Annotated in this window: 14 protein-coding genes and 1 pseudogene; 9 read left to right on the forward strand and 6 right to left on the reverse strand. The window is 69.7% G+C overall.

The features are described from left to right. Positions 1 to 616 precede the first annotated feature (616 nt). The gene (locus VG276_21120) at positions 617 to 820 is read left to right on the forward strand and encodes a hypothetical protein (GenBank protein ID HEV8651827.1); all 204 of its coding nucleotides are present in this window, start codon (positions 617 to 619) and stop codon (positions 818 to 820) included. A 79-nt stretch (positions 821 to 899) separates the two neighbouring features. On the opposite strand, the gene VG276_21125 is transcribed toward VG276_21120, so the two are convergent. Together VG276_21125 and VG276_21130 are read right to left on the reverse strand one after the other, a co-directional pair. Further along, entirely contained in the window at positions 900 to 1,022 is a 123-nt protein-coding gene (locus VG276_21125) for a hypothetical protein (GenBank protein HEV8651828.1), read from the reverse strand. 67 nt (positions 1,023 to 1,089) lie between these two features. Further along, positions 1,090 to 1,236, reverse strand: a pseudogene (locus VG276_21130) (nuclear transport factor 2 family protein). Between the two features lie 646 nt (positions 1,237 to 1,882). On the opposite strand from VG276_21130, the gene VG276_21135 reads away from it, so the two are divergent. Beyond that, the gene (locus tag VG276_21135; GenBank protein HEV8651829.1) at positions 1,883 to 2,875 is read left to right on the forward strand and encodes a pirin family protein; all 993 of its coding nucleotides are present in this window, start codon (positions 1,883 to 1,885) and stop codon (positions 2,873 to 2,875) included. A 354-nt stretch (positions 2,876 to 3,229) separates the two neighbouring features. Here the strand turns inward: VG276_21135 and VG276_21140 are convergent, their stop codons facing one another. Further along, entirely contained in the window at positions 3,230 to 4,582 is a 1,353-nt protein-coding gene (locus VG276_21140) for a diacylglycerol kinase family protein (protein ID HEV8651830.1), read from the reverse strand. A gap of 280 nt (positions 4,583 to 4,862) precedes the next feature. Between VG276_21140 and VG276_21145 the strand changes: the two genes are divergently transcribed. The 5 genes from VG276_21145 to VG276_21165 all read left to right on the forward strand — a co-directional run bounded on the left by VG276_21145 (position 4,863) and on the right by VG276_21165 (position 7,006). Beyond that, complete coding sequence (locus VG276_21145; GenBank protein HEV8651831.1) at positions 4,863 to 5,159, forward strand: hypothetical protein; 297 nt, start codon at positions 4,863 to 4,865, stop codon at positions 5,157 to 5,159. 130 nt (positions 5,160 to 5,289) lie between these two features. Continuing rightward, a complete protein-coding gene (locus tag VG276_21150) occupies positions 5,290 to 5,670 on the forward strand; it encodes an MBL fold metallo-hydrolase (protein HEV8651832.1) in 381 nt (126 codons plus the stop codon). A 13-nt stretch (positions 5,671 to 5,683) separates the two neighbouring features. Continuing rightward, entirely contained in the window at positions 5,684 to 6,127 is a 444-nt protein-coding gene (locus VG276_21155) for an SRPBCC family protein (protein HEV8651833.1), read from the forward strand. 73 nt (positions 6,128 to 6,200) lie between these two features. Beyond that, complete coding sequence (locus VG276_21160) at positions 6,201 to 6,647, forward strand: SRPBCC family protein (protein HEV8651834.1); 447 nt, start codon at positions 6,201 to 6,203, stop codon at positions 6,645 to 6,647. Next, the gene (locus VG276_21165) at positions 6,644 to 7,006 is read left to right on the forward strand and encodes a YrdB family protein (GenBank protein ID HEV8651835.1); all 363 of its coding nucleotides are present in this window, start codon (positions 6,644 to 6,646) and stop codon (positions 7,004 to 7,006) included. The genes VG276_21160 and VG276_21165 overlap by 4 nt, the downstream gene beginning before the upstream one ends. Before the next feature lie 171 nt (positions 7,007 to 7,177). On the opposite strand, the gene VG276_21170 is transcribed toward VG276_21165, so the two are convergent. From VG276_21170 to VG276_21180, 3 genes are read right to left on the reverse strand one after another with little or no spacing between them, the layout of a single operon-like run. Further along, entirely contained in the window at positions 7,178 to 7,969 is a 792-nt protein-coding gene (locus VG276_21170; GenBank protein HEV8651836.1) for an MBL fold metallo-hydrolase, read from the reverse strand. Further along, the gene (locus tag VG276_21175) at positions 7,966 to 8,784 is read right to left on the reverse strand and encodes an alpha/beta hydrolase (protein HEV8651837.1); all 819 of its coding nucleotides are present in this window, start codon (positions 8,782 to 8,784) and stop codon (positions 7,966 to 7,968) included. Before VG276_21175 ends, VG276_21170 begins: the two co-directional genes overlap by 4 nt. Beyond that, the gene (locus VG276_21180) at positions 8,781 to 9,611 is read right to left on the reverse strand and encodes an alpha/beta hydrolase (protein HEV8651838.1); all 831 of its coding nucleotides are present in this window, start codon (positions 9,609 to 9,611) and stop codon (positions 8,781 to 8,783) included. Before VG276_21180 ends, VG276_21175 begins: the two co-directional genes overlap by 4 nt. Positions 9,612 to 9,868: 257 nt before the next feature. Between VG276_21180 and VG276_21185 the strand changes: the two genes are divergently transcribed. After that, positions 9,869 to 12,616, forward strand: coding sequence for an AAA family ATPase (locus tag VG276_21185; protein HEV8651839.1), 2,748 nt, complete (start codon positions 9,869 to 9,871; stop codon positions 12,614 to 12,616). A 926-nt stretch (positions 12,617 to 13,542) separates the two neighbouring features. After that, positions 13,543 to 13,733 (forward strand): site-specific integrase (locus tag VG276_21190; protein HEV8651840.1); only part of this gene is annotated, 191 nt, incomplete at its 3' end.

Genomic DNA, 13,733 nt, shown 5'->3' on the forward strand with positions numbered 1-13,733 from the left:
TCCGGGCGGTGCCCGCAAGCGCCCAGGCCGAGCCCGACCAGCAGCCAGCCACCGCCACCGAGCCGGACACTGTCGCCCAGCCCGAGGAGCCCGTCCAGCTCATCCGGACGGGTTCGGGCTGCCTTGCATGCCCGGGTGAGCGCAGGCTCTCCGACGTCCAAGGCGCCTAGCGTTCAATCCTGCCCTACACCACCGATCACGGTCAGCACCATGACGAGGGCCTGTCCGGCGACATGCTTGGTATGCTTCGCCCGTCCTGGGTCGCTTCCGGCTTGAGGGGGCGGGTCCTCGGACGAGGAGAGGTAACCGACAAGGCCTGAGCGCAGATCCAACCGCTGCTGCCACCAGCAGGCCGGCCACATGGTCATCGCCTCCGGGGTCCTGCCCGGCTACCGCGGCGTGTGGCGCTCGATGCCCACGCGCCGCGGCGTCGGCGAGGAGACCGCGCGCCGCCTCTGGCCCGCCTGGACCCGGCGCAGGCTCGACCACGACCGCCCCGCGGTAGCGCACCGGGCCGTGGCGACACCACCGTCGACCCTTCCTCGAGCTGTGGCACCCCGCACGGACACTGTCTGCACGGCGACCGCCATCACCCGCCACCTCGAGGAGGTCCACGATGGCCACCGACGACCCCAGGAACGCCCAAGCCGCGTCGGGCGTACCGGACCGCGCAGCCGAGGCGCCGAGGGCCGCGGTGGTGGCCGCTGGGGTGGTGGCGTTCCTGACGGTCTGGGGAACGCTGTTTCCCCTGCAGCGCCACACCCTCCACCCGCTCCGCGACACGACGCCGAGGTTCCCCACTCCACCGGACGCACCCTAGTGCCTCTCTGCTCGTGCCCATCCGGGCTCTCGCTGCGGGTTCTTGACCGAGGGACGCGGTCGACCACAGGCACGGCCTCCTAGTCGAGGAATGCGCCGCAGGCGATGTTGGCGAGGGTCGCGGTCATGGCGCTGGCCCGGTCTGAGGCCAGGAACGCCGCCGCGTTCCCCAACTCGGCCAGCGACGGCAGCCGGTTCAGCATCGTCGCCTCCCGCATCCCGGCGATGACCGCGGGTGGGCACGACTCGCATGTGGCCCTGGTAGTCCGGCGAGCCGGGGTCGAGGACTCCCGCCATCAGGGTCATGATCGCCTCCCGCCCCTCGTACCAGAACCGGGGCAGCGGCATCGTCATCCGTGCGTCCTCGCGCAGCAGCTCGGCCAGGGCGTCGGGGTCGGCCCGCTCCATCGCGTCCATGTAGCGCTGCAGCAACGCGCGCTCCTCCGCCGTCGGATCCGAGGACGGTGCCCACTCCAGCCGGCGCTGCGGTAGGTGCTGCTTCAGCGCCGGCCGTGCCCGCTGCAGGGCGCTCTTCACCGCGGCGACGCTCACTTCCAGCAACGCAGCCTCCCACGGGGCCGAGCATCCGGTAGCAGTGCACCTGCAGCTCCGGCCGGTACCGCTCGACAAGGCCGGCGAACGCCGCCTGGTCGCCCGCCCGCGCGGTCGCCACCACCGCGCGCTCCTCAACCCGTCCAGGCTCGGCCCCGACCCTGCTCACACATCGCCCTCCGCCCTCGGTACAGCGACCTGCCGGTGCCCACTGACGAAGGTTATGACGGCTGCCAGGCGGAAAAGGCATCGGCGACCGTTGACCATGGAGCGTCGCTGGATCGACTGCCGACCGATGCGGCTACAGCCTGACCCGTCACTCCCCAGAACGACGGTCTCGGCCGGGAGGCGTCGCCAGACCGACCAGCGCACCCAGCGCCTGGGGCCCCGATAGGCACGGCGACCAGCTCAGGCATGGGGCTGGGACGCACCGCGGCCCGGGGGAATGTTGTGCCCACAAATATCCTTGCTCTGTACGTCGAAGGGTCCAGTCCAGCGCGAAGGAGCGGTCATGCCAGCCATCAGCGCCGACACCGTGGTGCTGCCACGGATCCCAGCCGTGGACCCCACCGGGGCCGACCGCCCCCTGCTCTCCGTTACCACGGCACCCTCTGGCCTGGAGGGCGAGGGCTTCCCCGTGCGCCGCGCGTTCGCCGGGGTCGACCTGGCGGCGCTGGACCCGTTCGTGCACATGGACCAGATGGGCGAGGTCGACTACGCCCCCGGCGAGCCCAAGGGCACCCCCTGGCACCCGCACCGCGGCTTCGAGACCGTCACCTACATGATCGACGGCATCTTCCAGCACCAGGACTCCAACGGCGGCGGCGGCCTGATCACCGACGGCGACACGCAGTGGATGACGGCGGGCCGAGGTCTGTTGCACATTGAGGCGCCGCCGGAGGAGGTGGTGCTGCGCGGCGGGCTGTTCCACGGCTTCCAGCTGTGGGTCAACCTGCCCGCCCGGCTGAAGTGGACGCCGCCGCGCTACCAGGACATCCGCCGCGGTGCGGTGGCGCTGCTCAGCTCGCCGGACGGTGGCGCGCTGCTGCGGGTGATCGCGGGCGAGGTGGCGGGTCACAAGGGGCCGGGCGTTACCTACACGCCGATCGTGCTGCTGCACGCCACCCTGGCCCCGGGGGCCCGGCTGGAGCTGCCGTGGCGGTCCGACTTCAACGCGCTCGTCTACGTGCTCGCCGGGTCCGGGTCGGTCGGCGCTGAGCGGCGCCCGGTGCGCACGGGCCAGCTGGCTGTTTACGGCCCCGGTGACGTCGTGAGGGTGGACGCCGCGGTGAGCCGGGAGAGCCGCAGCCCCCAGCTGGACGTGCTGGTGCTCGGCGGCCAGCCGATCCGCGAGCCGGTGGCCGCCTACGGCCCGTTCGTGATGAACACCAGGCAGGAGCTGATCCAGGCGTTTGAGGACTACCAGGCCGGGCGCCTCGGCACCATCCCGGCACAGCCACGCCCCGGCCACGACGTCCTGAACACCACCACCGAGCCGCAGTAGCGCTCCTGACATCCCGACGCTGTCATCGACAGCGGTGCCGGCCGTCAGGATGGTGCTCAAGTAGCCGACGTCGGGCCCAGAGCGAGGCCGTGGCGGTCGGCGACGAGCCCGACCAGGGCTCAAGCGGGCCAGCAGCCACAGCAGCTCCCGTGCGATGCCATGGGCGAGACCGCGCCAGCCACAGCATCCCGGAGGCTGCCAACCAGCTCTGGATCCGCTGGACGTCGCGGCGCAGCCGGGGTTCTGCCCGGAGCACCGCCACCGAGAAGAAGCCACGCCGGCGCTGACTGCAGAGCGGTTGGGGCGAACTCCACACACGGGGAAGCCCGCGGTATCGCGGACGGTGTTGCCTGCTCACGGTTCGATGGTGACTGGGCGGCCGGCGGCGGTCTGCAGCAGCGCGGTGATGGTGGCCCAGCCCTTGGCCGACACGGCGGCGGCGGGCGAGTAGCCGGGGGCGTGGCGTGGGAGCCGGACCCGGAGCGCTCCGGGGAGGATCCGGAACCGGATCGGCGGGTCCAGCAGCAGCGCCTCCCCGTCGATCCCGATCTCTACCGGCCGGCCCGAACGCACCTCGAAGCTGGTGTCGGACCATTCCAGCCAGCCCTCCGGCCGACGCGTCCGCCCGAAGCTCTGCCGCCGCGCGAACCTGGCGGCGTCCTGGCCAGACTGGAACCTGGCCGCGACGATGCCAAGGCTGCCGGTGTCGATGCGCCGGCGTGATCCGAAGCCCTCGGCCCGGCCCAGCTCGTAGCGGTCGTTGGAGACCATGATGAGGTGGGCGGAGTCGTGCTTGGTCCCGTCGGGCCCGGTGAACCGCAGGTCGAAGGGTGCGGCATCGGGGCCGAGCATCTCTGGCAGCAGCTCCAGAGCGGTGCCGACCTTGTGGTCGCGGTAGGCCGGGGACTGCACGATCTTGGCGTACAGACCGACGGTCGCGTTGTTGACGAACACCCGGTCGCCGACCATCCCCAGGTCGATGCGCCGCTCCACCGCCGCCCCAAAGGCGTCCAGGGCAGCGACGACGTCGTCGCGGTCAAGGCCCAGGTCCATGGCCAGGTGGTTGCGGGTACCGGCCGGGACACAGACGAACGCGACGTCGTGGCGCATTGCCACGCCGGCGACCAGCGCCTGCGAGCCGTCCCCGCCAGCCATCCCGATCACGTCGGCGCCCCCGGCCACAGCCTGCTCGGCGAGCCGGAGCAGGTCGTCGCCGGGGGCCAGCACGATGGGCTCGATGCCGCGCCGGCGGGCCTCCTCGACCAGCCCGAACCGCTCGACCTTCCCGCCGCCCGACTTGGGGTTCATGAGCAGGACCGGCCGTGTCGCCGGCCCCACGGCGAGGCCAGGGGTCGGGCCGCTCTTCAGCGACTTGATGTCGCGTCCCAGCGCATAGCGGGTCGCCAGCCCGGCGATGGCCACCAGCGCGATCACTACGATCAGCTGCAGCAACTGGCCGTAGACGACCACCAGCACCAGCGGCGCGGCCAGGGCCACGACCGCCACCACCGTCGCGACCAGCCGGCGGGTGCCGGTCCGGGTGACCGCGTAGGCGGCCGCCGCAATGGCCACCCCCAGGCACCCAATCGCCGCCGCCAGCCACAGCAGGTGGCGGGCGAGCGCCAACACCATGATCGCGATCAGAGCAACAACCGCGGCCATGGCTACGATCGCGCTCACCCTGCGTGCTGCCGGCACCGACTTCATCTTGACCTCCAGACCGACCGTAGAGCCTCCTCCATGACACTCGAGCCCGCCATGCACCGATCCGGAGTCCACCTCGTTTCCCCGGAATTCCAAGCGTCAGGCCCGCTGTACGCGAACGTCGGGGTCATCTCCCTGATCGTGGGTTCGGTTGGCGCCGTGACCAACGGTGTGATGTCGCGGGACACCGTGCACAGGTGTCTCGCGACATCGTTCACGTTTGGCGCTGTGGTTGGTAGTCCTTGGACGGGTCGAGCTGCAGTTCTCGGAGGAGTTCGCCGTCGTGGGTGAGGACGCGGACGTGTCGATCGTGGACGAGGACGAGGATGTCGGTGCCGGCGTGGCGTCGGCCGACGCCGATGTGGTGGAGCCGGCTGTTGTGTCGCAGGGTGAAGACGCCGCTGGGGTCGATCTTGTCGTGGCGGATGCGGTAATGGGTGTCCTCCAGGGGCAGGCCGGTCGGATCTTGACGATCTCGTCTTCGACCTCGACCGGCGGCGCCGCGGACTTCGCAACGGCCGGCGGGACCGCGGTCCCAATCCGGCCTCGCCCTCGGCGAGGTAGCGCTGCACCAGCGTGATCACCCAGCGGCGGGAAACCCCGTATAGGAACACCCAGGTGAACAGGACCGACATGGCGGGCAGCTCCAGCAGCAGGATCCACGGCGACCTCCCATACAGCGACGAGCCATGGGTCCAGAACAACGGCAGGTGCCAGACTGCCCAGATGACGCCGAGTGCAAGGCTGGCCGGCGCCGCGCCGAACCAACCGACGACCCCACCCTGGTGCCGTTCAGCGAGTCGTTGGACGTCATGGGCGACGGCTCCTTGGTCCTGCTCCCAACCCCCGGCCACACGCCGGGCTCGATCTCCCTGCTCATCCGGCGCACGACAAGGTCGCCGCTGTTGCTGGTCGGCGATCTCACTTACGGGGCTGAGCTCCTGGAGCGCCGCCAGCTCCCAGGTGTCGGCGTCCGAAGTCGACTCGTCCAGGCCACCGAGAAGGTGCTGGCGCTGAAGCAGCGGATGCCCGACTTGGTCATCCTGCCGGCCCACGATCCCACCGCGGCCCAGCGCCTGCTGGAGAGCTGATCCTGGAGGCACCATGACAACGTTCCAGAACACGGTGACGATCCGGCGACCCGTCCAGGACGTGTTCGCGTTCCTCGCCGACTTCCAGAACATCCCGACCTGGAACTACGCGATCCTGCAGACCAGGAAGACCTCGCCTGGACCGGTTGGGGTCGGGACCACCTACCGCCAGATCCGTTCCATCCCTCGCCGGAGCGAGGAAGGCTTCGAGGTGACCGCCTTCGAGCCGACCAGCCGCCTGGAGATCCACGGGGACATCGGCCCCTTCACCGCGACCAGCAGCTACCTCCTTACACCGATAGGCGACGGGACCCGGCTAACCAACGCCGTCGACCTCCAGCCCGCCTCAGGGGCGTTGCGGCTGCTCGCTCCCCTGGCCGCCTCCAGAGTCAAGACGGCGGTAGCGGCCAACCTCGACACGCTCAAGCAGATCCTGGAAACGGGGCAGCCGACGTGACCAGCGATAATAGGGAGTTCGCATGGAGCATCGTGGGTGCCCGGACTCGTGGACGTCGCGCATAGAATGCCCCATGGATATCAACCGGGACGCACCGGCAACAGCCGAGGGTGAGCTGCAGATCGCCGCCGACCCGCAGACGGTGTTCTCGGTGATCTCGGCCGTCGACCAGTGGCCGTCCTGGAACCCCGACGTCAGGTCGGTGGCGCTCCAGGGCCCGGTCCAGCCGGGCACGGTCTTCCGGTGGAAGGCCGGGCCAAGCACCCTCACCTCCACTCTCCAGGTGGTCGACCCGCCCCACCAGATCGCCTGGACAGGTACCACGATGGGCATCAAGGCCGTCCACGTGTTCCGATTCCAGGCCAACGACGGCGGCACGCTGGCGCGCTCCGAGGAATCCTGGGAGGGGTTGCTTGCCAGTCTGCTCAGGGGTTACAGCCGCAAGACCCTGGACAAGGGCATCCACAGCGTCCTGTCGCACCTCAAGACCGAGGCCGAGCGGCGAGCCGCGACGGCGTGAGCGGGCTGCGCGGCGTCACCCTGACCGTCCGGTTCCTCTGCGAGCTTGCCATGCTCGCGGCGCTCGCCTACTGGTGGTTCCACGCCGGTAACGGCGTCGGGGCGTGGGTGCTTGGCATCGGTGCACCGTTGGTTGCTGCCATCATCTGGGGTGCGTTGGTGGCGCCCAAGGCAAGGTGGCCGGTATCGATCCCGGTCCGGGTGGTGATCGAGCTGGTGCTGTTCAGCACCGCCGCGGGCGCCCTCGCGCTTGCTGGGCAGCCGGTGCTGGCCGTCGTCCTCGGCGTCGCCGCGCTCGCCACCTCGCTGCTCAACGCGTCGCAAGAGCGCCGAGCAAAGGCCGACATCCAACGCCGCTAGGCCATCTCAACGCCCACACCGCCCGCGTTGGGTCGTCCGTTCAATGGTGTCCCCAAGAGAAAAGGTCGAGGAAGCTACCCTTGCCACTGTGGTTCTCCGTCGACCCATGCGGATGCACGACAACTGGGAAGCTGTCGCGCGCGGTGTGCAGCACCGTCGGTCTGGCTGCGCTCACACGGCGACCTTGACCTCGACGCCGATGGGTAACCATCGGATGCGCTCGCGGAGGTCGGCTGGCGCGGTCGCGAACTCGCGCTCGACGGCGGCTCGTCCTTGCCGGAAGTGGGTCCAGCCCTCGTAGTGGATCGGGATGGCGGTCCGCGGACGAACTAGGCGGCACAGGGCGACGGCGTCCTTGGCGGTCATGGTGTAGCGCACCGGTCCCGACACCGGGAAGCGCACGCCGCCCAGGTGCAGCAGCGCGGTGTCGACCTGGAGGCGGTCGGCGACCTGGCGGACACCGTCATAGAGCACCGTGTCGCCGGTGATCCACAGCACGCCGTGCTCTTGACCGTCCCATCGCAGCGCGAAGCCGGTCACGTCACCGGCGATGGGGCGGCTCAGCGGCGGGCCGTGGCGGCACGGCGTGGCGATGACCTCGATCGGCGGCTTCGCCGGCGCCTCGAGAGGTGTGGTCGCCCATGGCTCCAGGCCGTGGGCGTTCCCGCCCAGTCGCCTGGCGCCGGAGACGGTGGTGAGGACGACGCCCGCCGATGGAAGCAGGGCGCGTCCGGCGGTGTCGAGGTTGTCGCCGTGGTGATCGTGGCTGAGCAGCACCGCGTCGATCGGGGCGAGGTCGGAGGCGGCGATCGCTGGTCCGGTCAGCTTGCGCGACCTCGAGCCCCAGCCGAAGGCGTACCGCCGGCCTGGGGCGTCGAAGGTCGGGTCGGTCAGCAGCCGCCACCCATCGACCTCGATCAGGGCCGTCGGGCCGCCGATGTGGGTGATGCGGACATCGGTCATTTGCTGCTCCGCACCGCGTGGCGCACGGCCCACTCCAGCGCGTAGTCGGCGATCTCCTCCCAGCCATCCTGGGCGGGGAGCAGGTGTGGTCCCTCGAACTCCACGACCTCAGTGACCGTGTCCGACTTGTAGTGCTTGGCGTTGGACCGCTGCACCGACGGTGGCATCAGATGGTCCTCACTGCCGGAGATGAACAGCAGCGGCGCGCGGTCGTCGTTGTGGTAGTTGACGTAGTTGTCGTCGTGGCCGGGGTGGATGTTCGCCAGCGCACTTCCCCAGAAGATCCGCCCCGACGCCGGGATGGCGTAGCGCTCGTACAACGCCCTGGACTTCTCCTCCGCAAAGGTGTTGGTGAACGCGTAGTGCCACTGCTCGAAGGTGAACCCGACCGCCCGATGGCGGTTGGCAGGGTTCTTGAGCACGGGGAACGTCGACCGGATCTGCGACAGGGGGACCACGGGGACGCCCTCGGTCGGGGCCGAGTTGATCGCCACCCCCACCGCCCCCAGGCCGTGGTCGAGCAGGACCTGGGTGAACACCCCGCCGGCGGAGTGGCCCATCAGGATGGGCGGCGACTCGAGCTCCCGGATCACCAACTCAAGGTGCTCGATGATCGCCGGCACCGTGACCGCCTCGATCGGCGACGGGTCGGCATTGAGCGCCTCGACCTCGACCTCGAACCCGGGATAGGCCGGGGCGAGGACGCGGTAGCCGCGGCGCTGGTAGCGGGTGATCCAGTGCTCCCAGCTCCGCGGGGTCACCCAGAAGCCGTGGATCAGGACGATGGTGTCAGGGGTGGTCGAGCCGGTGCTCATGCTGTCCTCATGAGGAACTGGAGCAGGTCGTTGCCGAGCTGCTCCTTGTGGGTGTCGGTGATGCCGTGCGGCGCCCCCGGATAGACCTCGAGGGTGGCGCCGTTGATCCTCGCGGCGGAGGCCTTGCCTCCCACCTCGAACGGCACCACCTGGTCGTCGTCGCCGTGGATGACGAGTGTGGGCACGTCGAAGGCGTCCAGGTCCTTGCGGAAGTCGGTCGCCGAGAACGCGGCGATGCATTCGTAGGCGTTGCGGTGGCCCGCCTGCAGGCACCGGAGCCAGAACGCGTCGCGCATGCCTTGCGATGGGTTTGCGCCGGGGCGGTTGCCGCCGAAGAATGGGCCGTCGGCCAAGTCCCGGTAGAGCTGGGAGCGATCGGCGCTGGAGCCCGCGCGGAGGCCGTCGAACACCTCGACCGGCACGCCTCCCGGGTTGTCGGGGGTCCGGAGCATGAACGGTGGCACCGCCGCGACCAGCGCGACCTTGGCGACCCGCCCGGTGCCGTGGCGGCCGATGTACCGGGCGACTTCTCCTCCACCCGTGGAGAAGCCGACCAGGGTCACTTCACGCAGGTCGAGGGTTTCGATCAGCGTAGCGAGGTCGTCGGCGTAGGTGTCCATGTTGTTGCCGTCCCAGGTCTGGGTGGACCGGCCGTGCCCTCGCCGGTCGTGGGCGATGCAGCGATAGCCGTTGGAGGCGAGGAGCAGCATCTGGGCTTCCCAGCTGTCGGAGTTCAGCGGCCAGCCGTGGCTGAGCACGACCGGCTCTCCGATGCCCCAGTCCTTGTAGTAGATCTGCGCGCCGTCCCCGGCTGCGATGAACCCCATCATCGCTCCCTTCGTGGCTCTAGTAGGTCGTCGCCGGCTCTGATGCTGCTTGTTCGGCCGTCACCGTCGAATCCCGGGGACCACGTAGTCGTCACCGCCCGGTCCACGGGAATGCGTAGCCCGCGCTCAATCGGACGGCTCGCCTGGCGCTTCTCATCAGCCGGACGGCCGTGTCGGTAGGGCCGATCGACGGCAACATGGTCAGCGGTACTGGCAATCGCGTCGGCGACAGCGGCCGACCGAGGTTCGGGAGGCGCATGGCCCTGCTAGGTCGCGAACCGGAGCGCGCGGCGCTCGATGCCTTGGTGGCGTCGGCCCGTCAGGGGCTGAGCGCAGTACTCGTGCTTCGGGGTCAGGCGGGCATCGGCAAGACCGCACTCCTCGACGACGTCGCCGCGTCGGCGCAAGACATGCAGGTCATGCGGGTCGCCGGTGTCGAAGCAGAGTCAGACTTTCCGTTCGCGGCGCTGCACCGCCTGCTCCTACCGTTCCTGCGCGACCTGCGCGGCTTCCCCACCTCCCAGCGCAACGCCCTCCAGGTCGCATGTGGCCTCGTGGACGGCCCGGCGGCGGACCGCCACCTCGTCAGCCTGGCGACCCTGTCACTGCTGGCCGAGGTCGCGTCGCAGACCCCGGTGCTGTGCTGCGTCGACGACGCCCAATGGCTGGATCGGGAGTCGGCCGACGCACTGGCGTTCGTCGCCCGGCGGATGTACGCCGACAGCATCGGCCTGGTATTCGCTATCCGCGGTGAAGCCACCGAATTCACCGCCCTGGACGGGCTGCCGGCTCGCACCGTGCCAGGCCTCTCACCCCAGCACGCGCTGGACCTGCTCCACGCCGTCGTCCAGGGGCCGCTGGACACGCGGATCGCCAACCACATCGTGACCGCCACGGCCGGCAATCCACTGGCGTTGATCGACCTCGCGCAGGAACTGTCGACCCATCAGCTCATCGGTGGCACCCTCCTGCCCCAACCGCTCCCAATCGGCAGCCACCTGGAGGCCCACTACCTCAAGCAGGTACGGACCCTCCCACCCGGGACAGAACGGTGGCTTCTCCTCGCGGCAGCGGAGGCGGCCGGTGACGCCGGCTACATCAGCCAGGCAGCCACCGGTTTGGGAATCGACCCGGGGGCGGCCGATCCGGCGGAGACCGCACGACTTGTCACGCTCCGCCCCGACGTCGAATTCCGGCATCCACTGGTCCGCTCCGCGATCTACAACGGCGCCACCACGACCGAACGCCGAAGCGCCCACCGCGCGCTGGCCACGGCCACCACCCGACCAGGCGATGAAGACCGGCGAGCATGGCACCTCGCGGCCGCCTCGACCGGACCCGACGAAGATCTGGCGGCCGAACTGGAACGGTCCGCCCAACGGGCGGGAAGTCGAGGCGGGTACTCGGCCCGCGCCACCTTCCTCGCCCGTGCGGCCGAACTAACTCCGAACCAGCCGGCCCGCGCCCGGCGACTCCTCGCAGCGGCCGAGGCGGCTCTCGCCGCCGGAGCACCACTCCAAGCCAACTCACTGCTGGACAGCATCGACCCCGACCTGCTCGACGACATCAGCCGGGGACGGTCGCTCATGGTCCGCGCCGCAGCGCTCAGCGTGCTGGGCGAACCCGGCGCCCAGCCCCGGGTGGCCGCGATCTGCCTAGCGGCCGCAGCCGCCTTCGGCGAGCAGGCACCCGATCTCGCCCGAGACACGCTGCTGCGGGCATTCCAATATGCCATTGCCGCGGAGCACCTCATCCGCGACACAACGACGCATGAGATTGCCGAGGCGGCATTGGCCCACACCCGCGCGTCCGGCGCATCGTCGCTGCCCGATCTGCTGCTCACCGGCCTGGCCACGCTCGTCGTGGACAGCTACCAGGCAGCGGTACCGTACCTTCGTACGGCCATCGCCGCGCTGACGGCGTCAGAGACCGCCGACGACGAGATCCTGCTGCACTGCATCACCGCTGTCAGCGCCTGCACCGTCCTCTGGGACGAACGGTCCCGCGACGACATCCTCCGCCGTGCCGCGGCCATCGCCCGCAGGACCGGTGCGTTGCAGGTCCTCGACATCCTCCTGTACTGCCTGTCGCTGTCCGAAACGACCCTCGGCCGGCTCGCCTCCGCAGACGCCTACCTGATCGAGGCGCAGCAAATGCGATCCGCGATCGGCGCAACCGCCGACCTGGTAGAGATCTACCGCAGCCCCGAACTGCTCGCCTGGCACGGCGACGACAAGCAGCTCCGCGAGAAACTGCAGCGCTCCCTGGAAGCCTCCACCGCACTCGGAATGGGCGCGAGCGAGTCGGTAGCACGGATCGGCCTCATCACGCTGGAGATCGGCAGCGGCAACTACACCGAAGCCTGCACGATCGCCCGGCAACTGATCGACATGGACGTCATCCATATTCATTCCCGGCTGCTCCCGGAACTGGTCGAGTCCGCGCTGCGTTCCGGAAACCGGATCCTTGCCGAGACCGCCCTGCACAGCCTGTCTGCCAAGGCCACCGCGAGCGGCACGCCCTGGGCGCTCGGCCTCCAGGCCCGATCCGAGGCGCTCCTCGCGCCTCCCAATCATGCAGAGCCCCTCTACCAGAAGGCGATCCATCAGCTCGAGCAGACCATGGCGCGATCAGACCTCGGCCGCGCCCACCTCCTCTACGGGGAGTGGCTGCGACGTCAGAAGCGACGCAGGGACGCCCGCGAGCACCTACGCGCCGCCCTGGCAATGTTCGAGGACATGCAAGCCGCCGTCTTCGCTGACAGAGCACGCCAAGAACTGGCCGCCACCGGTGAATACGCACGCCAACGATCAGTCGAGACAGCAACCGACCTGACCCCGCAGGAGGCAACGATCGCCAAGCTCGCAAGAACCGGCGCGACCAACCCAGAAATCGCCGCCCACCTGTTCATCAGCGCGAACACCGTCGACTACCACCTACGAAAGATCTTCCGGAAGCTCGATATCACCTCACGACGGCAACTGAAGCGAGCGCTGCCCGATTAGCCCGTGGGATTGGCGAGTCACTTGGCCAGCCAAGCACGGGCTACACAGAGCAGGTACCGTCTGCGGAGCGGTGTCAGGGAAGGCGGCGAAGAGGCCCTCAGTCAGCGGCGGCGGCGCGCAAGGAAGGCACCCGCCCCTCGGATCACGTCGGGGGAATCACAGCAGCAACCGGATACCTCTGTTCCATCACCTTCGCCCCTCCCCGCCTGGTACCAAGGGCGCAACCACCACCGACGGGGATGATTCCGCCGGAATCGTGACAAGATGCAGCGGTCCCTTGCGCTATGCGGCATGCTAGTTAACGTCACTTGCTGGCACCAGGCCGCGAGGTGAGTGCTGGACGCGAACCTCACCCCAACCCTCACACGGTCCTCAACGCAGGCTCACCTCCAAACGTCGCCGCTGGACCAGTAGTGGCCCCTCGGCCACCCCCCGGCAGCAGCTCCACCGCCTCCCGTTCGGCCTCCTCAACCGTGGCCATCTGGCCGCAGCCGGCGCGGGTGGGGTGGCCCGGTGAGGCCAGCTGCCTGCACGGCCACCACGCTCGGCGGCGGCAGGCGACCGTCGGGCACTTCGCTAAGACCCGCGAGGATGCCGGACAATCTTAGCCGCAGGTTGGCTGCCCTCGATCCCAAACAGAACTTCCCATCGGCGCCCACCGTGATTCCTACCGAATGTGCGAAGGGCCGCGGATTGCATTGGGTGCGGATACGCGACGGGCTGCGTGCGGGCAGCGGGAGTCGTCGATGTTGGCGCCTCCGACCTGGGTGTTCCCGTCGCTTGGGAGCTCGAGGCCGCGACGTGAGGAGGCCACGCGAGCTCGGGTCGCCGTCTGCGCCTGCCCTGCTTGAACTGCGGGTTTGACCCCCATCGCATCAGATGCGAGAGTCCCGCATCCGATGCGACGACGGTGGGGGTCAGGATCGGTGGAGGACCAACGGCTCGCCCCGGGAGCGGCCGGGCTGCACGTGGTCGCCGGGCTGCCGCTGCTGCGGCCCGAGGAGCAGGTGTTCGTCGCGATGCTGGACGGCTGGGGCAGCCAGCAGCTGGCCCGCAACCTCGCGCCCGGGACGGTGGAGGGGCGCCAGCGGGCGGTGCGGGCGTTCGCGGCCCACGC

Source organism: Actinomycetes bacterium (assembly GCA_036000965.1).
In the GTDB taxonomy this organism is placed as follows: domain Bacteria; phylum Actinomycetota; class CALGFH01; order CALGFH01; family CALGFH01; genus DASYUT01.